General features: G+C 58.8%; 19 protein-coding genes. 6 read left to right on the forward strand and 13 right to left on the reverse strand.

Going from position 1 to position 25,373, the window contains the following annotated elements; all coding sequences use genetic code 11:
• Nucleotides 1-93: 93 nt before the first annotated feature.
• On the forward strand, nucleotides 94-1,596 hold the full coding sequence (locus tag HMPREF2547_RS05560; RefSeq protein WP_048735346.1) for an acetyl-CoA hydrolase/transferase family protein: 1,503 nt from the start codon (nucleotides 94-96) through the stop codon (nucleotides 1,594-1,596).
• Nucleotides 1,597-1,718: 122 nt separating this feature from the next.
• Here the strand turns inward: HMPREF2547_RS05560 and serA are convergent, their stop codons facing one another.
• The 5 genes from serA to HMPREF2547_RS05585 form a co-directional block, all read right to left on the reverse strand.
• Nucleotides 1,719-3,314 carry a phosphoglycerate dehydrogenase gene (gene serA, locus HMPREF2547_RS05565; RefSeq protein ID WP_049190146.1) on the reverse strand — a complete coding sequence of 532 codons (1,596 nt, stop codon included), beginning with the start codon at nucleotides 3,312-3,314 and terminating at the stop codon, nucleotides 1,719-1,721.
• Nucleotides 3,315-3,552: 238 nt separating this feature from the next.
• Entirely contained in the window at nucleotides 3,553-5,277 is a 1,725-nt protein-coding gene (locus tag HMPREF2547_RS05570; protein ID WP_049194074.1) for a hypothetical protein, read from the reverse strand.
• 281 nt (nucleotides 5,278-5,558) lie between these two features.
• A complete protein-coding gene (gene ilvC / locus HMPREF2547_RS05575; RefSeq protein WP_049194075.1) occupies nucleotides 5,559-6,575 on the reverse strand; it encodes a ketol-acid reductoisomerase in 1,017 nt (338 codons plus the stop codon).
• Nucleotides 6,576-6,628: 53 nt separating this feature from the next.
• On the reverse strand, nucleotides 6,629-7,132 hold the full coding sequence (ilvN, locus tag HMPREF2547_RS05580; protein ID WP_048735338.1) for an acetolactate synthase small subunit: 504 nt from the start codon (nucleotides 7,130-7,132) through the stop codon (nucleotides 6,629-6,631).
• Nucleotides 7,133-7,166: 34 nt separating this feature from the next.
• Entirely contained in the window at nucleotides 7,167-9,077 is a 1,911-nt protein-coding gene (locus HMPREF2547_RS05585; RefSeq protein ID WP_070605064.1) for an acetolactate synthase large subunit, read from the reverse strand.
• 360 nt (nucleotides 9,078-9,437) lie between these two features.
• Between HMPREF2547_RS05585 and HMPREF2547_RS05590 the strand changes: the two genes are divergently transcribed.
• From HMPREF2547_RS05590 to ilvD, 3 genes are all read left to right on the forward strand, one after another.
• Complete coding sequence (locus tag HMPREF2547_RS05590; RefSeq protein ID WP_070605135.1) at nucleotides 9,438-11,093, forward strand: mechanosensitive ion channel family protein; 1,656 nt, start codon at nucleotides 9,438-9,440, stop codon at nucleotides 11,091-11,093.
• Nucleotides 11,094-11,150: 57 nt separating this feature from the next.
• Entirely contained in the window at nucleotides 11,151-11,669 is a 519-nt protein-coding gene (locus tag HMPREF2547_RS05595) for a PH domain-containing protein (protein WP_049172102.1), read from the forward strand.
• Nucleotides 11,670-11,803: 134 nt separating this feature from the next.
• Nucleotides 11,804-13,648 (forward strand): dihydroxy-acid dehydratase, encoded by a 1,845-nt coding sequence (ilvD, locus tag HMPREF2547_RS05600; RefSeq protein WP_070429318.1) that lies wholly within the window; start codon nucleotides 11,804-11,806, stop codon nucleotides 13,646-13,648.
• 15 nt (nucleotides 13,649-13,663) lie between these two features.
• Here ilvD and HMPREF2547_RS05605 read toward each other — a convergent pair whose 3' ends face one another.
• Nucleotides 13,664-14,548 (reverse strand): hypothetical protein, encoded by an 885-nt coding sequence (locus HMPREF2547_RS05605; RefSeq protein WP_241482424.1) that lies wholly within the window; start codon nucleotides 14,546-14,548, stop codon nucleotides 13,664-13,666.
• A 75-nt stretch (nucleotides 14,549-14,623) separates the two neighbouring features.
• Entirely contained in the window at nucleotides 14,624-15,997 is a 1,374-nt protein-coding gene (locus tag HMPREF2547_RS05610) for a DoxX family membrane protein (RefSeq protein WP_224784010.1), read from the reverse strand.
• Nucleotides 15,998-16,073: 76 nt separating this feature from the next.
• On the opposite strand from HMPREF2547_RS05610, the gene HMPREF2547_RS05615 reads away from it, so the two are divergent.
• Entirely contained in the window at nucleotides 16,074-17,150 is a 1,077-nt protein-coding gene (locus HMPREF2547_RS05615; RefSeq protein ID WP_224433177.1) for a glucose dehydrogenase, read from the forward strand.
• 12 nt (nucleotides 17,151-17,162) lie between these two features.
• Here the strand turns inward: HMPREF2547_RS05615 and gatB are convergent, their stop codons facing one another.
• Nucleotides 17,163-18,671 (reverse strand): Asp-tRNA(Asn)/Glu-tRNA(Gln) amidotransferase subunit GatB, encoded by a 1,509-nt coding sequence (gatB, locus tag HMPREF2547_RS05620; protein ID WP_016422487.1) that lies wholly within the window; start codon nucleotides 18,669-18,671, stop codon nucleotides 17,163-17,165.
• A 53-nt stretch (nucleotides 18,672-18,724) separates the two neighbouring features.
• Between gatB and HMPREF2547_RS05625 the strand changes: the two genes are divergently transcribed.
• Nucleotides 18,725-19,558 (forward strand): class I SAM-dependent methyltransferase, encoded by an 834-nt coding sequence (locus HMPREF2547_RS05625; protein WP_069358814.1) that lies wholly within the window; start codon nucleotides 18,725-18,727, stop codon nucleotides 19,556-19,558.
• 26 nt (nucleotides 19,559-19,584) lie between these two features.
• On the opposite strand, the gene HMPREF2547_RS05630 is transcribed toward HMPREF2547_RS05625, so the two are convergent.
• The 5 genes from HMPREF2547_RS05630 to HMPREF2547_RS05650 form a co-directional block, all read right to left on the reverse strand.
• Nucleotides 19,585-21,048 carry a hypothetical protein gene (locus HMPREF2547_RS05630; RefSeq protein WP_069358815.1) on the reverse strand — a complete coding sequence of 488 codons (1,464 nt, stop codon included), beginning with the start codon at nucleotides 21,046-21,048 and terminating at the stop codon, nucleotides 19,585-19,587.
• A 157-nt stretch (nucleotides 21,049-21,205) separates the two neighbouring features.
• Nucleotides 21,206-22,237 carry an ATP-dependent 6-phosphofructokinase gene (locus HMPREF2547_RS05635; protein ID WP_038628534.1) on the reverse strand — a complete coding sequence of 344 codons (1,032 nt, stop codon included), beginning with the start codon at nucleotides 22,235-22,237 and terminating at the stop codon, nucleotides 21,206-21,208.
• A 53-nt stretch (nucleotides 22,238-22,290) separates the two neighbouring features.
• Nucleotides 22,291-23,415 (reverse strand): ABC transporter substrate-binding protein, encoded by a 1,125-nt coding sequence (locus HMPREF2547_RS05640; RefSeq protein ID WP_069358816.1) that lies wholly within the window; start codon nucleotides 23,413-23,415, stop codon nucleotides 22,291-22,293.
• A gap of 10 nt (nucleotides 23,416-23,425) precedes the next feature.
• Entirely contained in the window at nucleotides 23,426-24,226 is an 801-nt protein-coding gene (locus HMPREF2547_RS05645) for an ABC transporter ATP-binding protein (RefSeq protein ID WP_049172090.1), read from the reverse strand.
• The gene (locus HMPREF2547_RS05650) at nucleotides 24,227-25,294 is read right to left on the reverse strand and encodes a FecCD family ABC transporter permease (RefSeq protein WP_370449368.1); all 1,068 of its coding nucleotides are present in this window, start codon (nucleotides 25,292-25,294) and stop codon (nucleotides 24,227-24,229) included.
• Nucleotides 25,295-25,373 lie beyond the last annotated feature (79 nt).

Here is a 25,373-nt window from a genome sequence, read left to right on the forward strand (position 1 = left end):
TCACTTCTCAACCTGCGGGTGTGGCAACACACTGTTAGCGCATGCTAGGTTAGGCGACAAAACTAAAGTCGAACAGTCTATCTAGGAGATGACATGTCTGATCGCATCGCACATGCCGGTTTGCGCGGCAAGGTAATGACCGCCGACGAGGCTGCACAGTTTATCAATCATGGTGATGCCCTCGGCATCTCTGGCTTCACCGGTGCTGGCTACCCGAAGGCTCTGCCGACTGCGCTGGCAAACCGCGGCAAGGAACTCCACGCCAAGGGTGAAGAGTTCGCTGTCGACATCTACACTGGCGCTTCCACTGCCCCGGACTGTGACGGCGTGATGGCAGAAGCTGACATCATCCGCTACCGCATGCCGTACCAGGGCGATCCGGCACTGCGTAAGTCCATCAACTCGGGCAAGGCGAAGTACCAGGACATCCACCTCTCCCACTCCGCGCTGTACATCGAGCAGGGCTTCCTGCCGATTGACGCCGCAATTGTTGAGGTCACTCGTATTACGGAAGATGGACACCTCGTTCCGTCGTCAAGCGTTGGCAACAACGTCGAGTGGATGGACAACGCTGACAAGATCATCATCGAGGTCAACTCGTGGCAGTCCGAGGAACTCGAGGGCATGCACGACATCTACCGCATTCAGCACCTGCCTAACCGCACGCCGGTGCCGATCAACGCCCCGGGTGACCGCATTGGTACCCCTTACATCGACATCAACCTGGACAAGGTTGTCGCAGTTGTCGAGACCAACGCGCCGGACCGCAACTCCCCGTTCAAGCCGTTGGATGAGACCTCGAAGGCTATTGCCGGCCATTTCCTCGACTTCCTCGAGGGCGAAGTTCGCGCGGGTCGCCTGGCTTACGACCAGTACATCATGCAGTCGGGCGTCGGTAACGTTCCGAACGCCGTGATGGCGGGTCTGTTGGACTCCAAGTTTGAGAACATCAAGGCCTACACCGAGGTTATTCAGGACGGCATGATCGACCTGATTGACGCAGGTAAGATGACCGTCGCTTCGGCTACCTCCTTCTCCCTGTCTCCGGAAGCGGCCGAGCGTATGAACAACGAGGCTGCTCGCTACCGCGAGAACATCATTCTGCGCCCGCAGCAGATTTCTAACCACCCGGAGGTTGTCCGTCGCGTCGGCCTAATCGCCACCAACGGCATGATTGAGGCCGACATCTACGGCAACGTCAACTCCACCCACATCAACGGCAGCCGCATGATGAACGGCATCGGTGGTTCCGGTGACTTCACCCGTAACGCCTTCGTTTCCTCGTTCATCTCGCCGTCGCTGGCGAAGGACGGTGCGATTTCGACTATCGTTCCGTTCGCTTCGCACATTGACCACACCGAGCACGACGCCATGGTCATCATCACCGAGCGTGGATTCGCTGACCTGCGTGGCCTGGCACCGCGTGACCGCGTGGCGAAGATGATTTCCGTTGCACACCCGGAGTACCAGCCACTGTTGGAGGAGTACTACGAGCGCGCGCTGAAGACCGCTCCGGGCATGTCTACCCCGCACGACCTGCGTACTGCCTTCGACTTCCACGTCAACATGATTGAGAAGGGCTCGATGAAGGGCTAGGCAGTAGGGCTACGGCTGCATAGATCAGCTGGGAAACAAAAATCCCCTCCATGCGGAGGGGATTTTTTCATGCAGTAGAAGCTGCGCTAGAGACTAGCTCTAAAACGCCTAGGCGCTCAGAACTAGTCCAGCTCGAGCTGCAGAGCGTGGGTAGCGGAGATCTCCTCGGTAATCTTTCCGACGAGCTCCTCCGGAACCTCCTTGGAAACGCGCAGCACCAGGATGGCAGTCTGATCTGCTTCCTGCGGAGACAGAGCAGCAGCCTCGATGTTGATGCCGGACTCACCCAGGGTGGTAGCAACGCGACCCAGAGCGCCCGGAACGTCGTTGTACAGCAGGAAGAGGTTACGGCCCTGAGCGCGCATGTCGATGCCGCGGCCATTGATACGGACAATCTTCTCGACGCGGTTCAGGCCAGTGAGAGCACCAACGACGGTAGCGGTGGAGCCATCAGCACCGATGACCTTGACCTCGAGTACGGAGCGGTGAGAGACGGACTCCGGCTCGGTCTCGACAGTGAAGGTCACACCACGCTCTTCTGCGATACGCGGAGCGTTGACGAAAGTGACCGGTTCTTCCACCATGAGAGAGAACAGTCCACGGATTGCTGCCATACCCAGAACGTTAACGTCCTCAGTGTGCAGCTCACCGCGAGCGGTGACCTCAACAGCAGCCGGAGCGCCCTCGAGCAGACCGCCAGCAACCAGACCCAGCTCACGAGCCAGCTCGAGCCACAGGGCCACCTCTTCGCCGACAGCGCCACCGGAAACGTTGACTGCATCCGGGACGAACTCGCCAGCCAGGGCCAGCAGCACGGACTTAGCGACATCGGTACCTGCACGGTCCTGCGCCTCGACGGTGGAGGCACCCAGGTGCGGAGCACAAACAGTTTCCGGCAGGCCAAACAGCGGGGAATCCGTGCACGGCTCGGTCGCGTACACGTCGAAGCCAGCACCGCGGATGTTGCCAGCCTTGATTGCGTCGGCAAGCGCCTGCTCGTCGACGAGACCGCCGCGGGCAGCGTTGATGATGATCTGGCCCTTCTTGGCCTTGCCCAGGAGCTCAGCATCGAACATGCCAGCGGTTTCCTTGGTCTTCGGCAGGTGGATGGTCACGAAATCAGCACGAGCCATCAGGTCTTCCAGCTCAACCAGCTCGACACCGAGCTGAGCAGCACGAGCCGGGTTCGCGTACGGATCGTACGCAATGATGTTGGTCTCGAAAGCAGCGAGACGCTGCGCAAACAGCTGGCCGATGTGACCGAAACCGACGATACCGACGGTCTTGCCGAAGATTTCGACACCCTTGAAGGAAGAGCGCTTCCACTCCCCCTCACGCAGGGACGCGTCCGCAGCCGGCAGCTGGCGAGCGGTGGCCAGCAGCAGTGCGATTGCGTGCTCACATGCAGAGTGAATATTAGAGGTCGGAGCGTTGACAACCATGACGCCGCGCTTGGTAGCGGTATCGATGTCGACGTTATCCAGGCCAACGCCGGCGCGACCGACGATCTTCAGATTCGGAGCAGCCTCGAGGACTTCCTGATCCACGGTGGTAGCGGAGCGGACGAGAAGTGCGTCAGCATCACCAACCGCAGCCAGGAGCTCAGCGCGGTTCGGGCCATCTACCCAACGGACCTCAACGGAATCCCCCAATGCGTCCACAGTGGACTGTGCCAGCTTGTCGGCGATGAGGACAACGGGGCGAGCGTTCTGGCTCACAAGCATCTCCTGGTTTGTCTCGAAAAGTTTATGCAGTATGTGCGGTGTCACTTAAGAAAACTACTAAAGCGTGCACGCGCATTACGTCTCATCATAAACTCTGGGGGTGAGACACGGGGGGACTTACCTAAGCAAAACGGCGCTTACTACCCTTTGTTTAGGGAGTAAGCGCCGTTGCCCCCGACATTCAAGTCGGCAAATATTTCGCGTTATATTTTTATTTCTGCTGGTCTATAACCTACTGGTACGTAACCAACCACGGACGCGGCTCGATGTTCATGGTCTCCTCAGGAGTAAACATCGGCTGATCCTCGTCGATGAAGTTCTTCCACGCCTCGAAAATCTCCGGCTGCAAATCCTGCAGCATGACGTTCCAGGTCTCAAACTTCTCCTGCGCGGTGCCATGGCCGTCGGCATGCAGAACGAATGCGAGCTCCGGGTGCGACAGATCCAGCGTCTCACGGTCGCGAATCATCTGTAGCTGGAACTGGTGCAGCATCAGCATCTTCTGCGGAAGGTTGTTCTTACGAGTCAGCTCAGCCAGCCAATCAGCAACGCGGTTGACTTCTTCAGCCTTAACGTGACCAACCTGGGTCGCCGGAACCTGCCCCGGTTCCATCTTCCACTCCGGGTCCAGCGCCAGACCGACGTTTGGCATCTTCAGCAGTTCTTCGTAGAACTTGGCCTGGTCCAGGAAGTCTGCACTACCCGGCTGCAGGTCGATGATGACGTAGCCGCCGGCCTTGGTCATGGCCTCGACGTACGGCTTCAGAGTCTCAACCGGAGCTGGCTCGGAGTAGTCACCGCGTGGACCCGGGTCAGCCTGCGCGACCGAAGCGATAATCTCGAAGGCCGGCAGTACCGGGTCATCAGCGAACTTCTCGTACTGCTTGACGTAGTCCTTCGCACGTGCGACGGCATCCTCCGGATCATCCTCGCCCATCACGCCCAATGGAGCGACACCTGGGTGACCATACGTTGCAATCAGATGACGACCGGGGAACAGCAGTGTGCCTCCACCTGGCAGCTCCTTAACCTTGTCATCTTTGGCAAGCTCGATGGACTGATCAAACTTGTCCTTATCGCCGAAAACCTTACCCAGAGCAATCAGGGACTCGCCGTCGCGAGCAGCGGAAATCGACTCAGAGGTAGCACGCGCGTCGCCCACCGGCAACCAACTGACCTTCAGGCCAGCGGCACGGGCCGTAGCAATGGAGGCCAAACCGGTACCCGGTGCGGCCAGTGCCAATGTGTCCTTGACCTCCTTCGGAGATCCCTTCGGCAGGGTGACGCTCTCCTGTCCCTTGTCGTCCTGCCCATCGCTGGCGCGATCCTGAGCCTCCTGGTTGGCTGCCCCATCCTTCGTTGCATCGCCCTCGACGACAGTTGGCTTCTCCGGATCCATCTCAACGACAGCGCGAGTCGGCTTCGACTCCGTCTCCTTGAGAACCTTAAACTCGGTACCGACGAGCTCCTTAAGGCCATCGGTCGTACCCGGATCCGCAATGATCTGACGGCCCTCTTCCCCAGTCAGGTCAACTGCCCCCACAGTAAGGACTGTCTTTGCGCCCAGGCGGTCAATCTCTTTTTCCACATCGGCGATATCGGCGCCGGTATCACGGCCACGAGCATCCTTCTTCGGGCTCTTGGCGGTACTGTCATCTTCCGCATCTTCGGCAGAACCAGCCACTAGCATCGGCAGACCAGCAGCAACCGCGATGCCTGCCGCCCTACGCTGCTCAGCAGAGCCTGCCGAGGAAACGACAACCGCTTCCGAACTGTCGATCAGGCTTTCCGACGCTGCGATGTCGTCGCTAAGCACCGTCGATTCAGCGTCCACCTTCTTCGTGGAAACAGCGCTGTCGGAATTTCCACACGCGACCAAGGCGCTTGACCCCAACGCCAGGCTGACCGTCAGGGCAACGGTTGCCGTCACGCGCCGCGTCATTGCGGATACTCGCACATTTACCTCCGTGAAATGATTTGATTTCAACGATTAGACTATCGAACGTCTTTGTTGAGGGAGACCTTTCAACCCAGATTAGAACCCCGGATAGGACTGGGGCTACACCCGTTTGGCAGTAGTTGCTTTTGGCTAAGACGTTTATTCCACACGTCTACCCCACACGGTTCAGTGAAAGAATACTAGTGAGAGAGATACGAAAAGGGCCTCATCACGGCGGTGAAGCTCAGTGATGAAGCCCTACTTCGCGAACAAGCGAGGGATTCGCTTAAGCAACAAACTTAGGCAGTCTCAGCGCGAGCGTCGACCTTAACCCAGCTCATCAGGTCGCGCAGCTTGGAGCCGACCTCTTCAATCTGGTGGTTGTTGTAGGAAGCGCGCAGGTCCTCGAGCTCCTTGTTGCCGCCCTCGACGTTGGCAATCAGGCGCTTGGTGAAGGTGCCGTCCTGAATGTCAGACAGAATCTCGCGCATGTGCTGCTTGGTATCAGCGGTAATAACGCGCGGGCCAGACAGGTAGCCACCGAACTCAGCGGTGTCGGAGACCGAGTAGTTCATGTTGGCAATACCGCCCTCGAACATCAGGTCAACAATCAGCTTCAGCTCGTGCAGGCACTCGAAGTATGCCATCTCCGGCTCGTAGCCAGCTTCAACCAGAACCTCGAAACCGACCTTGACCAGTTCCTCGGTGCCACCACAGAGAACAGCCTGCTCACCGAAGAGGTCGGTCACAGTCTCTGCCTCGAAGGTGGTCGGGATAACGCCAGCGCGGGCGCCACCGATAGCTGCAGCGTAGGACAGAGCCAGGTCGCGGCCCTCGCCCTTCGGGTCCTGGTCAACGGCAATCAGGCACGGAACGCCCTTGCCATCGACGAACTGACGACGAACCAGGTGACCCGGGCCCTTCGGAGCAACCATACCGACGGTGATGTTGTCAGCCGGCTTGATGAGGTCGAAGTGGATGTTCAGACCGTGGCCGAAGAACAGCGCGTCGCCGTCCTTCAAGTTCGGCTCGATGTCCTCGCTGTAAACCCTTGCCTGGGTGGTGTCCGGAACCAGCACCATAATGACGTCTGCCCATGCAGCGGCATCTGCGTTGGACTTAACCTCGAAGCCAGCTTCCCGAGCCTTCACAGCGGACTTGGAGCCTTCACGCAGACCGATAACAACCTCGACACCGGACTCGCGCAGGTTCTGAGCGTGAGCGTGGCCCTGGGAACCGTAGCCCAGGATGGCAACCTTACGTCCCTGGATGATGGACAGATCAGCATCGTCGTCGTACAGCAGTTCAATAGCCATTAAAGTTAGCCTCTTTTCGAATCGGATTCGTTAAAAATCTTAGCGTTTAGTTGTTAGCGGGCCTGGAGCATCGGCTTCGGCCCACGTGCCATTGCGACGGTACCGGACTGAATGAGCTCACGGATACCAAACGGCTCGAGGACCTCCAGCAGGGCTACAAGCTTCGAGCGCTCACCCGTCGCCTCAATGATGACAGACTCTTGAGAAACGTCCACCACACGGGCACGGAAGAGATTGGCGGCATCGACTACCTGCGGACGATTGGTGTTGTCGCAGGAAACCTTCACCATCAGCAGTCCGCGCGACACCATGGTCTCTGGGGGCTGGCGGACCACTTTCAGCACGGGCACCAGCTTGTTCAGCTGCTTAGTGATCTGTTCGATCGGCAGCGTCTCCGTCTCAACCACGACGGTGATGCGGTTGACTCCCTCGGTCTCAGTTTCACCCGAGGTAATCGACTGGATGCTGAAACCTCGACGGGTGAACATGCCCGCAATGCGGACCAGAATACCCGGCTCATCGAGGGTCAACACGGATAGAGTGTGCAGTTCAGCCATTTTGGGACTCACTTCCTGTTGCTTCGGATCCCGATTAGCGGGTCTTCATGGACGGGTGGTTAGCGTCGGGCTGCTTCGCGGCGTCCTCGGCGTTGTCCACAACAGTGCCGTGGATGTCAGCCGGGGCCTCAGCTGCTGAATTCTCATCGTTGAACAGCGGGCGCAGACCGCGGGCGTATTCGACCTCATCATTGGACTTGCCAGCTGCCACCATCGGCCACACCTGAGCATCCTCACCGACAATGAAGTCAATAACCACCGGTCGGTCATTAATCTCGCGTGCCTTCTTAATCGCCGCCGCGACATCTTCCTTCTTGGTCACGCGGATCGCCACGCAGCCAAGCCCCTCGGAGAGCTGGACGAAGTCCGGCAGGTAGGAGTTATCCTCCGGGCGCAGCTTGGTGTTGGAGTAGCGCTGATCGTAGAACAGCGTCTGCCACTGACGAACCATGCCCAGATTACCGTTGTTAATCAAGGCAACCTTGATGGGAAAACCTTCCATTGCACAGGTGGTCAGCTCTTGATTGGTCATCTGGAAGCAACCATCACCGTCGATGGCCCAGACTTCCTTTTCTGGAGCAGCCGCCTTGGCACCCATCGCAGCCGGGATTGAGTAGCCCATCGTGCCGGCACCACCGGAGTTAAGCCAGGTGCGCGGGTTCTCGTACTGGACGAACTGCGCTGCCCACATCTGGTGCTGGCCGACGCCAGCGGCATAGATGGCCTCTGGACCAACGATGTCGGACAGAGTCTGAATTACAAACTGCGGAGCGATTGCACCATCAGCGGGCTCTTCCCACCCGAGGGGGAACTCGTCGCGGAGACCGTCGAGAAGCTTCAGCCAGTCGGCAATCTGCGGGCGACTAAGACCGAGCTTGGTGTAGGACTCGCTAAGTGCGGCAAGGACCTCGCGGGCATCGCCGACGATGGGAACATCAACTTCGCGGAGCTTGCCAATCTCTGCCGGGTCAATGTCGGCGTGGATTACCTTCGCGTTCGGCGCGAAGGAATTCAGATCACCGGTAACACGGTCGTCGAAACGCGCGCCAATAGTGATGAGCAGGTCGGACTTCTGCAGAGCAGCGACGGCTGACACCTTGCCGTGCATGCCCGGCATACCCATGTGCAGCGGGTGCGAGTCCGGGAATGCGCCGCGAGCCATCAGCGTGGTCACGACCGGAACCCCAGTCTGCTCGGCGAACTCGACCAGCTCCTTGGAAGCATCGGCCTTAATGACGCCACCACCGATGTAGAGCACCGGACGCTTTGCCGCAGCAATCATCTCAGCGGCTTCGTCGATCTGTCGCTGGTGCGGGGTTGTCACCGGACGGTAACCCGGCAGGTTGATCTCCGGTGGCCAGGTGAAGTCGATCATCGTGTTCTGGAGGTCCTTCGGGACATCGACCAGAACCGGACCTGGACGACCAGAAGAAGCCAGGTGGAATGCCTCAGCGAGCGCGCGCGGGATGTCCTCAGCTTCGGTGACCATGAAGTTGTGCTTCGTAATCGGCATGGTCACACCGCGGATGTCAGCCTCCTGGAAAGCGTCAGTACCCAGCAGCGGGCGACCGACCTGACCAGTGATAGCGACAACCGGAACGGAGTCCATCTGAGCATCCGCGAGCGGGGTAACCAGGTTAGTAGCACCCGGGCCGGAAGTCGCGATACAGACACCAACCTTGCCGGAAACCTGCGCGTAACCAGTGGCAGCGTGGCCAGCTCCCTGCTCGTGACGCACGAGGACGTGACGGAGCTTTTCCGAGTCATAAATCGGATCGTAGAGCGGAAGCACTGCACCACCGGGAATACCGAAGGCTACCTCGACACCAAGCTCTTCAAGGAATCGGACAATGGCTTGTGCACCAGAAATTCGCTCGGGGGCGCTGGTGCGCGCCTTAGCCGCGAATTGGGCGGGCGATGGGGTGTGCTGCTCGTGCGCGTTCACGATTTCGCTCCTGGATCATGGTGGGCAACTACTCAACACACATTCACGCAAAGAAGCTACGAATGTGGCGTTGGCTACAACCCTAACGTCCACATAGTGAGAAGTCAATCCCGTCAATTGGACACGCCATTCGTATCACACCCCGAGCACCCACCCGATTCCAACGAGAACCCCGCCCCAACTTTGGGAATCACTCTACCCAGAAACTCCCCGACCACGACCCCGGGGACACCCAAGCCTGCACACCCGAGCCCTACACGCCCGAGCCCCACAAGCCCCAAGTCCAAAGCTCGTCTTTATGCATAATTCTTTACCTTTAAACTCAGCGCATATTAAGGCGAACGACCTACGGTGGATGGCATGGAATTCTTGCAATACATGTTGTTACGGACATGGCAATGGGTGGCCAATAACGGCCTTGCCATCGCATGTCTGGCCATTCTGCTAATTCTTGTTCCCCGTATCCGACGTTTCGTTCTGGCAATTGCGGACGGAAACATCTCCTCTTCAGAGGAGCAGTCCAAGGGACGGCGCGCACTGATTGGCGCTGTGGTTTACATCGTCGAAGTCATTGCATACTTCGTCTTAATCATCGCGATTCTGTCGAAATTCGGAATCTCACTGACCGCCGCCGCTATCCCCGCGACGGTTGTTTCCGCCGCTGTTGGTTTTGGCGCACAGGGAGTCATCGCCGACTTCCTTGGCGGACTGTTCATCATCGCCGAGAAGCAGTACGGCATCGGAGACTGGGTAGAGTTTCACTCCCCTTCGGGCACTGTCCAAGGTGACGTAGTCAATATGACATTGCGCGCCACCACGATCCGAACCCTCAACGGCGAGGAAATCATCGTGCCGAACTCCGAGGCACGCATGTGTATCAACTACTCCTCACAGTGGTCCCGTGCTGTTGTTGAAGTTCCCGTACCGATGACCGCCGGTGGCTCCATTAAGGACCTGGAAGAGCGCACTGTCGCCGCCGCCAAGAGTGCCATCGCACTGGACTCCGTCAAGGATGCAGTTCTCTCCGAGATCAAGCTGCAGTCCTCCACGGAGCTCAATCCGCCGACGGTTATGGGCCTGCCGTGGACCGTCACTATGCGCTTGATTGTCGACTGCAAACCGGGCGACCAATGGCTCATCGAGCGCGCCATCCGCGCCGCAGTCATCGACACTTGGTGGGATGACTACGGCGAGCGCGCCCAACAGACCCCGTTTGCTCCCGCCGAAGAAATCACCGGTCATGTCCGCGATGACACGATGATCGAACAGCTCAGGCAGGCCGATGCTAAGCAAGAGAAAAAACAACAGCTTGACGACGGCGACAGCGCTCCAACCGAAGTTGTCGAAGCGGTAGCGGACACTACTGCCCAGCCGGATACCGCAGAAACCAAACTGATGGAAACTCAGACCGTCGATAAGCAAGACGGGAACGAGCGATCCGACCTGCCGCATGCGGGTGCTGACCTCGATGATGCTCGACGCGAGCAAGAGGACAGCGGAAGCAACAACGCCATCCGCAAGCTGGTTAGCCACCCTGACTGGAAGACGCTCACGACGCGCCAGAAAATCCGGCGAATCCTCTCTGCAGGTGGACGTGCTCGCGTTTCGACAATCATGCTCTTGGCAACCCTAATTGTCCTCGGCGTTTTGAATCTCATGACGGTCGAGACCGAGGGCGGCCCATCCGGATGGCTAGCACCGAGCAGGTGGAGCGATTGGGTAACGACACAGGAAGAGGACTCGGAAGAGTCGTCAGCTCCGCAATCATCGAACCAGCCGACTAGTACCACACAGAGTGTGCAGCCCACCGAGACTTCACAGCAGACTCAGACATCACAGAATCAGCCGTCCGAGACTTCACAGCAGCCTCAGAGCACGCAGAACCGCGCACCTTCGACCGCCACCTCCACCGAGCCAGACTCTACTCAGAGCAACACCGACAACGAGAACACTGGCGGATCACAGTCGACAGACTCCACTAACAACGCAGAACCAAACTCGGTCGGGGCGCAATAACGCGCAACTGCCTACCGCGCATTAACCAATCCGAACTACCCGCTACAATCAAAGGCCATGACTGACTCGACTCCACAGCTAAAATTTGCGACGCAGCGATTTCGCCCACAGAAGACGCATCTGTTCATCGTTGCGTTCATGCTCGTGCTGTGTGTAATTGCCACCGGTTTTGCCCCGTGGCTGGCCATTACCTTCCTGGCACCGTTGATTTATACGCTTTGGATTTTCCGAGTACGCACCACCGTAGGGCCACGCGGCATCACTGCGGTGTACCTATTGTCCAAGCGCCGTTCGGTGCCCTGGAGCGATTTTGCGGGCATCTTCTTCAACAAGGGCGGCCGCGCCTTTGCGGTAACCAAGTCAGATGAGCGCATCGCCCTGCCGGCCATCTCTTTTAATTCGCTGCCGGAGTTGAAGGAAGCCACTGGCGGTCTGATTCCAGATCCGATCGCTTCGGCTCGTATGGCGGAAAATGACAAGGTCGAGGTTTTCGACCGCGATGGCCACTCCGTAATGAAGAAGGTCAGTGAGGTTGAGGCTGATGCCAAGGCTAAAGGTGACGCCTCTGCCGAGTAACATATAAGCAGTCCACAAAGCCCCTAAATCTCATTATGCGGACACCAGTGACCACGAAATGAGACATTAGGGGCTTTTTGTGATTAATATGGATAATTAATTACCTTGCACCCTATCTAGGAAGGGCAGCCCCCATGATTCCCCTTCGCTCTAAAGTCACCACTGCCGGCCGTAATGCTGCAGGTGCGCGTTCGCTATGGCGCGCAACTGGCATGACCGATAACGACTTCGGCAAGCCGATTATCGCAATTGCCAACTCTTACACTCAGTTCGTTCCCGGTCACGTGCACCTGAAGGACGTTGGCGACATCGTCGCAGAAGCTGTAACCGCAGCCGGTGGCGTCCCCCGTGAGTTCAACACCATTGCTGTCGACGACGGAATTGCGATGGGCCACGACGGCATGCTCTACTCGCTGCCGTCCCGTGAGATTATTGCTGACTCTGTCGAGTACATGGTCAACGCTCACACCGCTGACGCATTGGTCTGTATTTCCAACTGTGACAAGATCACGCCGGGCATGCTCAATGCGGCTCTGCGTCTGAATATCCCGGTGGTCTTCGTTTCCGGCGGGCCGATGGAATCGGGATCGTCGATTGTTATCGATGGCGTCGTCAAGCCCGGCTCTGACCTCGTCTCGGCTATTTCTGCATCCGCGAACGACAAGGTCGATGACAAGAACCTGCTCGACATCGAGCGCTCGGCATGCCCGACCTGCGGATCGTGCTCGGGCATGTTCACTGCAAACTCGATGAACTGCCTGACCGAGGCCCTCGGCCTGTCCCTGCCGGGTAACGGTTCTACCCTGGCAACTCAGCAGGCGCGTCGCGATTTGTTCACGCGCGCCGGTGAACTGATTGTGGACCTGGCGAAGAGCTACTACCACGATGGTGACGAGTCCGTGCTGCCGCGCAACATCGCCAACCGCGACGCGTTTGTCAACGCAATGACGCTCGACGTTGCCATGGGCGGTTCCACCAACACGGTGCTGCATATTCTCGCTGCCGCCCAGGAGGGCGAGATCGACTTCGACCTCTCCGACATCGACGCGATTTCCCGCCGCGTGCCTTGTCTGTCCAAGGTGGCACCGAACTCGGACTACTACATGGAGGACGTCCACCGCGCCGGTGGTATTCCAGCCATCCTCGGCGAACTGCGCCGCGCGGGCCTGCTGCAAATGAATGTCCGCTCCGTTCACTCCCCATCTCTGGAGGAGCACCTGGACAACTGGGATATCCGCGGCGGCAAGGCCACTGACGAAGCGATTGAACTGTTCCACGCAGCCCCTGGCGGCGTGCGCACCACCGAGCCGTTCTCCACATCCAACCGCTGGGAGAGCCTGGATACGGACTCCGAAAATGGCTGCATCCGCGACTTCGACCACGCCTACACGAAGGAAGGCGGTCTGTGTGTCCTGCGCGGCAACATCGCCGAGGACGGCGCTATCCTGAAGACCGCCGGTATCGGCGAGGATCAGTTCCACTTCGAGGGCACCGCTCGCGTCGTAGAAAGCCAGGAAGAGGCTGTCTCGGTCATCTTGAACCGCACCTTGCAGCCGGGCGAAGTTCTCTTTGTCATCTACGAGGGTCCTTCCGGCGGCCCGGGCATGCAGGAGATGCTGCACCCGACCGCATTCATCAAGGGCGCTGGCCTGGGTAAGGTCTGTGCACTGGTCACCGATGGTCGCTTCTCCGGGGGTTCCTCCGGACTGTCTATCGGCCACGTTTCCCCGGAGGCCGCTGCCGGCGGCGCAATCGGTCTCGTCCGCAACGGCGACCCGGTGTACATCGATGTCGCTGAACGACGCCTTGAGATTCAGGTGTCCGACGAGGAGCTGGCCGCTCGTCGCGATGAGGAGCTCAAGCGCGATAAGCCATTTACTCCGCACAAGCCGCGTCCGCGCAAGGTCTCCAAGGCGCTGCGCGCATACGCCAAGATGGCGTCCAGTGCGGATAAGGGCGCGATCCGCATTGTCGACTAGCTAGATCAAACCCGTTTAAAGGCCTGTGCTTACCGCACGGGCCTTTGGCGTTTCTAGAGTGGCTTTGCGCCCAGTCTTCTGCGTGGGCTTCACCAAATCCCGGTACTCGACGTCGGCAATCCCCTCAGCGACGTCCTCGGTGTGTGCATATTTGCCGCCCTCGGTAATGGCCGCCATTACATATCCGGGGCCAAAAACAACGGAAGAGTGCCACGAACGCCGGTTGGACCAGCCCATTTTCGCGCCTTCAGAGCCGGGCAGCCCGGCAAGACCAAAATTCTGTCGATAGCCATCGGCAGCAATCGGCGACCAGTGTCGCATCGCCTCGAGCACCTCAGAATTAGGATGCTTCAGACGAAGCTGGGAAATAAAAGACACCACATCTTCCGCGGTGGTCCTCGATACTCCCCACTTTTCTCCGCCGGAAGTGTTGAACAGGCCGTACTCGGTCGCAATGGAATCGACCGATTCCGGGTACTTCCGGTAAAAGTCGGCGGCCAAATCGTCGTCGGAACGCGAAATCATCTTTTCGACGCGCTCGGCATCGTCGGCAGTGCCGTGTTCGAGCACATACTGACCGATATACAACTTAATCAGGGATAGCGCCGGCAGCGGGCGTTGCGATGCCTGGCTGCTGTACCCCACGCCCACCGGCTCGTAGCTCACCGCCATTTGCGTGCGCGGGTCAGTCTCAATCAACCCTTCGGCGTTGAGGTTCATGCGCGGCAGACTCACCTCATGAGTCGGCCAGGCGCTTGCCGACGAGACGGAGGCTGCAACCTCATTGTGCTCGCCGGCAGCGGCTGTCGAAGGTGAGTGAATCGACGTTGTAGCGCCTATCGAAGACATGAAAAAGACCACCGCGAGGGTGGTCTTTAGTACGTGTCTCGACTTTGGCATAGGGGGCATTGTACCCCGGCCCTAACGGAGAACCTAGTTTAGGTCGCTCGACTGTTTGTGCAGCTGCGAGCCGCCTTAGCCAACAAACGGCAGCGTGCCGGTCGTCAGCCACCACAGGCCAATTGCTGCGGCGATGGACAGAATTCCGAAGATCCACGACGATGCCAGTGGTCGACGAGCCCAGCCGCGTCCGAAATCGATGCCGATACGGCCCGGGCCGGTGAACTGCAAGCCAAGCGCCATGGCGGTCATCAACAGCTGTAGTTGGAGGTTACTGGAGTCCTGGCCAACGATATTCACACCATTGGCAGAGGTAGCCACATCAAACATGCTGAGGTAGGCGGACAATGCCAGCGCCAACGCCGCGGCCAGCGGTGTCGCGAGACCCAAGATAAGCAGGGCACCCGCGATAAGCTGAACCGTTGGGATGGCAGTGGCCATTACAGGGCCGAGGGCAAAGTTGTTCTGGCTAAACTGTGTCTCCAGCGCAGTGGTGCCACCGGAGTTGCCCCAGCCGAGCAGCGTTGTCAGACCATGGACCAGCAGTAGCGCACCCAATCCAAGACGCAGCAGCAGGAGGCCGAAGTCAGTGGTACCGCGACGGAACTCCGGTTCGTTGTCGTCGTAGAAGTCCGTGTCTTCATCGTCGTCAGCAGCGGCGGTAGTCGTAGCAGCAGTTGCCCCGGCGGCTCCTACGCCTGCTCCTGCAACACCAGCGGCGCCAGCTGCACCAGCGGTATCGCGGGACGCAGCCGGTTCAGCGAAATCCGATTCATCGAAATACTGAGTCTCAGCTGCGGAATTGCGTGAAGAGTCATAGGTCGGCTCCGCCTCATCGTCGAATGCTGGCTGTGCTTCCGACTTATTTGCAGTAGCTCCCGCTGCGGACGCTCCTGCCGCTTCAGAAGCCGAGAAGGCTTGCGTCGGCTGGCTGAAATCCTCGTCTGAATCAACGCGCTCACTACGAGCCGGCTGCTCAAAGATTTCGGTTGCCTCCGACTCCGGGGCCACCTCCGACTCTTTATCAGCCGCGGGCGCTGACTCAGTTTCAGCCTGTTCATCCCGCGGCGAAGGCTTACCGGCAGGGCTAATCACCTGAGGTGCCGTGCGGCCTGCAGCGGCGTAGGCGTCGTAGCGCTTCTTCGGCTCATCCTGAACTTCAGGCTCCGGTTCCGAGCTCGGCTCAACCTCTGTCTCTGCCACTGTCTCTGATGCAGCGGTAGGTTCCGGAGTCAGGTTTTCTTGGTCTGCCTCCGACTCCTCCGCTACGCGCTTTTCCGGCACACCCGGAAAAACCTGCGTTGCGGTGTTGTCGCTGTCATCACGGTTGGTTTCTTCGTTCATTGGCTCAGCGAGCTTGCGGTAGGTCGGGACGTCGAGATCGTCATCGAATCCGTCCTCCACATTCTCGAGGGCGCGGTCGTTCGGGTACTTCTCTGAGTCGCTCACATCGTCCACATTAAATCTACTGCCTCACTTTTGGTCGCAGGCGTGGCCGTGAAACGAGGCTGTATTGTGTATGCCTATGGGATTCCACCTCGTCCACACCAGCAGTGCACAGGCTCGCGCTCGCGGGCGGCGTCGTCGTGCTGCGCTCGCCGCTGGTGTCATCGGGATGGTCTCTCTTTCCGGCTGCATGAGTGCCTCGAACGCGCTTGAGTTGCCGTTTACGGAAGACAAGTCAGAGCCGACGGGCATTGCCATGCCGAAGTTTTCCTCCCCTGATTTGCCCTCTACCCCGGTCCCAACCACGGAAAGCAAAGCCAAAGACAAAGGTCCCTGCGACCTCGACGATGTCACTCTCGCGGCCTGCCTACCGCTTACCACCGCGCTAGCCTCAACCGGCCCTGGGGAGGCTCTCGTCGCCACCGACGACGGTGCACTCACCGTTGTCGCACCGGGTAAGACACCGCGTGAGGTCGCACGGCTCGGCGCCCCTGCAAAACAACTGCTGCCCAGTCCCTCGGTTGAAGAGGACCGTCAGGTCTTTGTTTTGCGTAACGACGACACCATTGCGCGCGTCACCCTCGTGGAGGGCAGCACCGCTGATGTGCGCGAACTTCCGGACCTCAGCGAGCCCGGCATTCTCGGAATCTATTTTGACCGAACTTCGGACACCCTGTCCCCGCGCAAATTGCTCGTGGGAGATCCAGGCATTGAGTTTCAGCAGTTCTGCCATGGTCCGGACGGAATGCCGCCGTTGGCAACCGCCATTCTCGACGGCACCCCACAGCTGGTTCAGCTCACCGGCCCTGTGATTAACCCCCTCGGCGGTGTGGACCTGAACGATTCCATCGGTGGATGCGCAGTGATGGGTGACCGCGTGGTCATTGCCATCCCAGACGCGCAGAAGGTCATCTCCATGCCGGTGGGTCCGAAGTCAAGTGGGCCCGACGCGGCGTGGGAGGTCAAGGGTTCCCCTGAAGTGCTTGTCGACGGCGACTTCGGCCACATCTCGTATGTAGCGGCTGTCGCAGCGAATCAGGGTATTGAAGTTTGGGGTGCCACGACCAACAAAACCGCCGGGGCACAACCGTCGGAGTCCGACGAACGCGTCGTCAGACTGCCGAGCGATGGTGCCGCCGGCGGTTCCCCGGATTAGCTTTCAGGGAGGCTAGCTCAGCTTCTTCGCAATCAGCTGGTTGACCTGAGCCGGGTCTGCCTTGCCGCGGGTGGCCTTCATGACCTGCCCCACGATGGCACCGACGACCTTCTTGTTGCCAGCTCGGTACTTCTCGACGATGTCCGGGTTAGCAGCCAGTGCATCGTCGACGGCCTTCTCAATAGCACCGTCGTCGCGAACGACCTCCAGGCCACGGGCAGCAACGACCTCATCAACATCGCCCTCGCCTGCGAGCACGCCGTCGACGGCCTTACGGGCCAGCTTGTTGGTCAGCTTGCCCTCTTCAATCAGTGCAATCACACGTGCAACCTGTGCCGGGGTAATCGCGAGCTCAGCCAGCTCCACGCCTGCCTCGTTGGCCTTCTGTGCCAGGTAAGCGACCCACCAGGAACGAGCCTCAGCCGGGCCGGCACCAGCCTCAACGGTGTCGACAATCAGGTCGAGAGCGCCGGCGTTAACCAAGTCGCGCATTTCCTCGTCCTTCAGACCCCACTCTTCCTGAATACGGGCACGACGCACCCACGGCAGCTCCGGCAGAGTTGCGCGGATTTCCTCCACCCACTCACGCGGCGCAATCACAGGTGGCAGATCCGGGTCGTTGAAGTAGCGGTAATCCGACTGCGATTCCTTCGGGCGGCCCTTGGAGGTCGTGCCGTCGGTCTCCTGGTAGTGGCGGGTTTCCTGAACGATCTCCTCGCCATTAGTAATCGCAGCAGCCTGGCGCTGCATCTCGTAGCGAACAGCCTGTTCAACCGACTTCAGGGAGTTGATGTTCTTAGTCTCGGTACGAGTGCCGAACTCCTCCTGGCCGATTGGGCGCAGGGAAACGTTGGAGTCCACACGCATCGAGCCCTGGTCCATGCGGGCATCGGAGACACCGAGGGACTTCACCAGGTCACGCAGCGCAGAAACGTACGCACGAGCAACCTCTGGGGCACGCTCCCCTGCACCGAGAATTGGCTTAGTAACGATCTCAATCAGCGGAATACCTGCGCGGTTGCAGTCCACCAGCGAACGCGTGGCGCCGTGAATACGACCATCGGCACCGCCCAAGTGCGTCAGCTTGCCGGTGTCTTCTTCCATGTGAGCGCGCTCGATTTCGACACGGAACTCCGTGCCGTCGTCAAGCTGAACGTCAAGATATCCGTCGTAGGCGATTGGTTCGTCGTACTGCGAAATCTGGTAGTTCTTCGGCTGGTCCGGGTAGAAGTAGTTCTTGCGCGCGAAGCGGGAGGACTCAGCAATCTCGCAGTTCAGCGCCAGGCCAATCTTGATGGCCCACTCAACGCCCTGACGGTTAACCACAGGCAGCGCGCCAGGTAGGCCGAGGCTGCAGGGATCGACGTTGCTATTCGGCTCGGCACCAAAGTGCGCCGAGGAGGAGGAGAACATCTTGGTATTCGTCGAGAGCTCGACGTGAACCTCCATGCCCATTACCGGGTCAAAACGTTCGAGGACCTCATCAAAGTCCATCAAGTCATCAGCGTATGCAGCGGTCATGTTTGTAGAGTCTACTAGCGATGGCCCCGCACGCGTGCCCTAGGGTATAAGTCGTGCCCGGAGTTAACGAACACCCACCGATTCCACCGACGTCAGCACGCGATACGCCAACGTTCCGCGACGCCGCTGACCGCCACCGCGCAGGCGCTACTTTCGACAACGACCTGCAGGAAAGCGCCGACGGAGCCACGGGCTACCACCGCGTGCGCCCCGGATATCCTCCAACCGTCATCGAAGCGCTTACCCGTCTCGCACCGCACCCACAGGTAGTCGCCGATATCGGCGCCGGCACTGGAAAGCTCACCGCCTCGCTTGCCGACGTCTACCGCGATGCCACCCTGCTGGCACTCGATCCCTCCACCGCGATGCGGCAAGCACTGATGCACAATGTGCCAGCGGCGGAATGCCTGGAAGGCACTGCGGAGCGCACGGGACTGGAGCCCAACAGCGTCGATGTAGCAACATGTGCGCAGACATGGCACTGGGTGGACCCGACAGCTGCAGGTAAAGAACTCACTCGGGTGCTACGCGCGGATGGCGTGGCTATGTTGGTGTGGAACACCTTGGATGTTTCCGTACCGTGGGTGCATCGGCTCAGCCGCATAATGCACGCCGGCGACGTGTTGCGTCCCGGCTTCTACCCCGAGGTTGACCCGGAGCTGGAGCTAGTCGATGAGGTGCGTCTGGCCTGGGAGCAGACACTGACCATCGAGGACATCGTGCTGCTGGCACGAACCCGTTCCTATTGGCTTCGTTCCAAGCCCGCCACTCGCGCCAAGGTGGAGGCGAACTTGCATTGGTATCTCCACGAACACTTGGGGCACACATACGAAGAAGGCATCGCCCTTCCCTACCGGTGCGATGCCTTCTATTTTCAAGCTGCCTAAATTTTCGAGCTGCCTAGTCGCGCTAGTTACTTTTCTTTCTTCGGCTTAGGGTGAGCCACGCGCTTGAATGCATTCTTAGTCTGTCCGGCAAGCTTCTTCGGCGCAGTGGCTGTGGCCTCGCCTGGGAAGGAGTCCCTCGCGGTCTCGCGAGGATTGTCATCATCGGAGGCTTCCTCGATTTCGGAAAGTTTCTCCAGGCGCTCATTATCCTTTTCTACGATGCGCTCGGCGTCATCCTCGGTGAATTCAACATTATCGTCGCTGACCAGTTCCTCGACGATGTCGTCGCGGACGCTCTCCTGAAGATCGACGTTGGAAATGTTGGAGTTGGCCAAAGCGCGGTCGAGCTTCTTCTGATCGGCGGTGGTGAACTTCTTGTTCGGATGCATCTTCCGGCGTGCGAGCTTCCGGATACGACCGCGGCGCTTCGACTCCTCCATCAGCTTGTTGCGTCCTGCCAGGTACGCACCGCACAGAATCACGATTAGGGCGATACCGACATAGCCTAGTGCCGGGTAAATGGAGCCAACCAGAGCCTTGAACCCAAAGAAACTTAGGCCAAAGCCAATCAGCACGGTCACGATGAATACCAGGCGGAAACGGTGCGGGGTATTGCGTGTTAGGCGGCGGCCCAGCGCGTAGAACATGCCAATGGCCGTGTTAAAAATCATGGCGTAGATGATGATTGCCATCACGGTACCCAGGACCGGGTGGATGTCATTGACGATTGCCAGGGTCGGCATATCTTCGTGGCCAACATCCTTGACCTTGAAGAAGAGGGCAAAGGTCACCAGCGTCAGCAGACCTGCATAGATGCTCCCGCCCATGAGACCACCGATGCCAGCTTCACGCGGGTTCAGGTAGCTACCGCCGATGACAATCGACATCGATACGGCCACCATCACACAGAAACCGACATAGTTCAGGGCAGAAATAGACCAGTGTGGCAGCGATGTCGACAGTTCATTGGTGTACTGCGCGGCCTCCGACATCGACGTGTCGGTGGTGAACAAAGTGTAGATACCGGCTCCAAGCAGGAACACGATAATGAATGGAGTGATCATGCCAATCACGCGGCTGACCTTGTCGGCATCCAGCATGCCTACACCCAAAGTCAGGGCAACCATGATGACGGCGCCGATCCACACCTCAAGTCCGAACTGCTGGTTCAAGTTCGCACCGGCACCGGCGAACATGACGAAGCCGGTACAGAACAGCGTGATCATCACGGCGATATCCAAAATCTTCGAAACCCAACTGCGGGTGATTACGTCGAAGACCTCGGAGTGCTCATCAGCCTGCAAGTAGCTGGCAATTGACAGCACTGCCAGGCCACTGGCAATCATCACGACGGAGGCAAGTACCACGCCCCACAAGCCGTTAGTGCCAAATGCCACGAAGTACTGCATCATTTCCTGGCCGGATGCGAATCCGGCACCGACAGTTAGGCCGACAAAGGCCATCGCGATTGTTGTGGCTCTTTTCCACATAACGAGAAAATCCTAAATATAAGTCTATTTTTCAAAAACCGGAACCTTACAAAGCATACTGCCCGAGCTGGTGATTGATACACCAGCTCGGGCAGTATGCCTATTTTGTTACGAAGATGTGCCTAAATGTTTAGCAACGCGTGCTTAACCGACGCGTTTAACCAAACAGCGCAGCAGCTGCGCGGTAACGGCCATCCGGCACAACCTTCAACTCAGCAACCGCATCGTCGATGTCGATACGCTCGATGTTCTCACCGTGCAGAGCGACGATCTTGCCGAAGTCCCCCTCGTGTACTGCTCGGGTGGCGTGGACACCGTAGCGGGTAGCAAGCACGCGGTCGTACGCAGTCGGCGTACCGCCACGCTGAATGTGACCCAGCACCGTGGTGCGAACGTCGTACCCGGTGCGCTTCTTAATCTCCGCACCAATAACCTGACCAATGCCGTTGAAGGTTTGGTGGCCGAACTGGTCGACACCGCCCTCTTCGTACTCCATGGTGCCCGGCTTCGGGGTGGCGCCCTCAGCGACGACGATAATGCCGTACTTCTCACCCATCTGGAAACGGCGCTCCATCGACTTCACAATCTCGTTGATGTCGAATGGCTTTTCCGGAATGACAATGTGGTGAGCACCGCCGGCCATACCCGCATGCAAAGCGATCCAGCCAACGTGTCGACCCATGACCTCAACAATCATGACGCGCTGGTGGGATTCCGCAGTGGTGTGCAGACGGTCAACCGCGTCGGTGGCAACAGCCACAGCCGTGTCGAAACCGAAGGTGTAGTCCGTACCGTTGACGTCATTATCAATAGTCTTCGGAACACCGACGACCGGCACCCCATTGTCCGAAAGCCACTTGCCGGCCTTCAGCGTACCTTCGCCACCGATTGGGATCAGGGCATCGATGCCCGCATCAGAGAGATTTTCCTTGATGCGGTCGAGGTTAGACATGAGAATGTCCGGATGCACGCGGCCGGTGCCCAGCATCGTGCCGCCACGCAGCAGCATACGGTCAATCCGCTCATCGTCGTAAAGCTGGACCCTACGGTCTTCCATAAGACCAATCCAACCGTCCTCAAAACCGACGACGGTTGAGCCGTACTCGCTCGAGCTGGTACGGACAATTGCACGGATAACGGCATTCAGACCGGGACAATCTCCACCGGAGGTAAGGGTCGCAATTCGCATGATGCCCACCTTAGTCGCGTTAGTCAGTTCGTGCTTGACGGCCTTGGTCGAAACTACTTCTGCAGGTACTCCTGCCCTGGTAGCTCAGACGGTAGCTCCATCTTCGTCGTCACCTCCGACGCCGGCACAAGACCATATTCCTCGAGCGCCTTGCGCACGTACTCTGCGGCATCGACGTTCAGCGGAGACTCCGTCCACAATGCAATCGGCAGGTTAATAAAGCGGTTCTCCTTGACCGCCTCGAGATCCTTCGTTGCCGGATTCGTGCGCAAAACCTTGATTTTCTCTTCGAAGGTCTGACCTGGGTAGTCCACAAGCGCGATGAAGTCAGGATTCATCTCCGCGACATGCTCCCAGGAGGTCGTAGTCCAAGTGTCCTTAATCGACTCGGTCGCATTGATTGCACCGGCCTTTTCCAGGATGCCCTGCGGTGCGCCAAAGGAACCCGAGGTAAATAGTGCTTCACCGACAGAATCAAAGAGGAAGCCCACTGGCTTCTTATCTCCCTTTGGCGCGGCATCCAGGGCTTGCAGTCGGTTATCAATATCTGCAATAACCTTGTCGCCCTCACCGTCGTGTCCGGTCAAGGTAGCGATATTCTTCAAATCAATTTTGACAGCTTCCCACGGATCCACCAGACCACGAGTATGCCCCGGGTCGCCACTGCCTTCCTTGCCCGCCGAGGCTGCGTCACCAGTACGACAAGATTCCGTCAGGGTGTAGGCACCGATACCGTGCTCGGAAAGCGATTCCGGGGTAATGCCCTTGTCTTCACTAAAGCCATAGCCCCAGCCCGCCAGCATCACATCCGGTTCGGCCGCAATGACCTGCTCCAGATTCGGGTATTCCTTCGCAACTTCTGGCTTCTGCGCAATTGCATCGCCATAAGCTGCGGTCAACACCGGCAGATGCGAGGCCATAGAGCTCACCGCTGTGATCTCATCCGCAGCACCGACAGCCAGCGCCAGCGAAGCAATATTGCCGTCATTAATCAGCAGCTTTTTAGCTACACCCGGGTAGTTGACTTCTTCACCGCAGTTGGTGAGGGTAAGGCCTGACGACGAGGCCTGCGTTCCCTCATCAGAGCCACAGGCGGCGGCTCCGAATGCCAGAGCAGCCACAGCGATACCAGCTGCTGAGGCACGAAGGGGACGTCGGAAAGCATGTGCGTTATTCAAGGGAGTACTCCTAGTTGATGGTGGCAGCATCCAGCTCGCTATCGATTGCGAGGTGGCGGCGGCCAGCGGGGGAATTGAGCTGACAGGATTCAACCTGAAAGATTTGGGCGACAAAGTCGCGGGTAAGCACTTCTGCGGGAATGCCGTCGGCCGCGATACCGCCGTCCGCGACCACGATGACGCGGTCGAAGTGGTTCATCACCAGGTCCAAGTCGTGGATCGCGGCAATGACACACGCTCCGCTGGAGCGGGCCAGACGGAGGACGGATTGTTGATGGCGCACGTCGAGGTGGTTAGTGGGCTCGTCGAGAAGCATGATTGGCGAGTCCTGGGCGATGGCACGCGCCAGACACACGCGACGACGTTGCCCACCCGAGAGTTGCCCACACAGGCGTTGCGCAACCGCTTCCAACCCCACGAGCTCCAGCGCACGGTCGACGTGGGAATTGTCCTCGGCGGTGTTGCCACCAAAAAGGCGCTGGTAGGGCAAGCGCCCCAGGGAGACAAAGTCGCGCACGCGCATTTCGGCGGGTGGAACCTCGTTTTGCGCGACGAAAGCCAGATCGCGGGCGCGGTGCTTCGAGCTGATTGAGCTCATCGATTTGCCGTTAATCTCGACCTCGCCCGTGGCCGGTTTCGTGATTCCACCGAGCGCACGCAGCAACGTGGATTTACCCGCGCCGTTAACACCAATGATGGCGGTCATGGGTTCTGCACCGAAGTTGAGGTTGACTCCGCTGACAATGGTGCGCCCAGCGATATCACAGCGCATATCTTTAGCGGCGAGTACAGATTTTGGTAGAGCGCTCATTTACTCAGCACCTCCGTAGCTGTAGTGCGAGCGGCTCATGAGGTAGAGGAAAAGTGGTGCGCCAACCAATCCCGTGACTACTCCCAGCGGCATTTCCTGGCTTCCGCCCACTACGCGCGCGATGATGTCCACCCAGATGAGAAACAGTCCACCCATGAGGGCAGCAACCGGTAGGACAACGCGGTGCGTGGCCCCTACCAAGATGCGGGTCAAGTGTGGAATCACCAGGCCGACAAACCCGATGCCGCCAGAGACCGCAACGAGCGTGCCAACGAGGACAGCCTGGAGCACAAATACCTGTGTGCGTAGCCGAGAAACATCAATACCTACGGCCGCTGCGGTGCTCTCACCAGTTGCCAGCGCATCCAGATGACGGGCTTTGACCAGGAAAAACAACAGTACTGCGATGAGGACAATGAGCGGGAAGAGCGTCTTCAGCCATGTCGCACCGGCAACAGAGCCCAGCATCCAAAACATCACGGACTGCGCGGCCCTCGGGTCTGGCCCAGCGAAGACCATGAAGCTACTCAGCGCGGAAAACGCAGCGGAGAGCACAACGCCGGAGAGCACCAAACGCAGCGGAGTCAGCCCACCGCCTGCAGTGGCGAAAGCACCGACCGCGAGGGTGGCCATTACTGCACCGAGGAGTGCACCGAATGTCAGCGGCGCGATGGGGCTACCGGAGAAAGCACCAAAGATAATCACCGCGGTCGCACCGGCACCGGCGCCGGCGGAAATACCTAGCAGATATGGGTCTGCCAACGGGTTACGGACCAATGTCTGCATAGCCACACCGGAGACAGCTAGCCCCGCCCCTACAATCGCTGCGAGAATACCCCGGGGAGCGCGGAGATTCCAGACGATGGTGTCCGAACTGGCGGGCACAGATTCATCGAGCTCAATGCCGAAGATGTGATGCGAAATGACCTGTGTCGTGGTGGACCAGGTGATATCCGCCGAGCCGAAGACCACCGCAGCGACCAGACTGACGGCAATGGCTATGACAATGACCAGCCCATAGATCCAAGGCATAAACCGCGGTGGGTTTTTAAATCTAACTCTCTCCATGTTTGCGTTCCTGCGTATGTATGAAACTCTCCCCGACACGACAACAACCGCCGCTCTCCCACTTCAGTGAGAAAACGAC

The sequence above is a fragment of the Corynebacterium sp. HMSC055G02 genome, assembly GCF_001809065.1.
Lineage (GTDB): Bacteria > Actinomycetota > Actinomycetes > Mycobacteriales > Mycobacteriaceae > Corynebacterium > Corynebacterium jeikeium_D.

Excerpts from the sequence above, each read along its gene's own strand:
- ilvC (WP_049194075.1), bottom strand. The coding sequence starts at position 6,575 with ATGGCTATTGAACTGCTGTACGACGACGATGCTGATCTGTCCATCATC.
- ilvN (WP_048735338.1), bottom strand. The coding sequence starts at position 7,132 with ATGGCTGAACTGCACACTCTATCCGTGTTGACCCTCGATGAGCCGGGT.
- HMPREF2547_RS05615 (WP_224433177.1), top strand. The coding sequence starts at position 16,074 with ATGGGATTCCACCTCGTCCACACCAGCAGTGCACAGGCTCGCGCTCGC.
- HMPREF2547_RS05595 (WP_049172102.1), top strand. The coding sequence starts at position 11,151 with ATGACTGACTCGACTCCACAGCTAAAATTTGCGACGCAGCGATTTCGC.
- HMPREF2547_RS05590 (WP_070605135.1), top strand. The coding sequence starts at position 9,438 with ATGGAATTCTTGCAATACATGTTGTTACGGACATGGCAATGGGTGGCC.
- HMPREF2547_RS05650 (WP_370449368.1), bottom strand. The coding sequence starts at position 25,294 with ATGGAGAGAGTTAGATTTAAAAACCCACCGCGGTTTATGCCTTGGATC.
- HMPREF2547_RS05645 (WP_049172090.1), bottom strand. The coding sequence starts at position 24,226 with ATGAGCGCTCTACCAAAATCTGTACTCGCCGCTAAAGATATGCGCTGT.
- HMPREF2547_RS05605 (WP_241482424.1), bottom strand. The coding sequence starts at position 14,548 with ATGCCAAAGTCGAGACACGTACTAAAGACCACCCTCGCGGTGGTCTTT.
- gatB (WP_016422487.1), bottom strand. The coding sequence starts at position 18,671 with ATGACCGCTGCATACGCTGATGACTTGATGGACTTTGATGAGGTCCTC.
- ilvD (WP_070429318.1), top strand. The coding sequence starts at position 11,804 with ATGATTCCCCTTCGCTCTAAAGTCACCACTGCCGGCCGTAATGCTGCA.
- HMPREF2547_RS05635 (WP_038628534.1), bottom strand. The coding sequence starts at position 22,237 with ATGCGAATTGCGACCCTTACCTCCGGTGGAGATTGTCCCGGTCTGAAT.
- HMPREF2547_RS05630 (WP_069358815.1), bottom strand. The coding sequence starts at position 21,048 with ATGTGGAAAAGAGCCACAACAATCGCGATGGCCTTTGTCGGCCTAACT.
- HMPREF2547_RS05560 (WP_048735346.1), top strand. The coding sequence starts at position 94 with ATGTCTGATCGCATCGCACATGCCGGTTTGCGCGGCAAGGTAATGACC.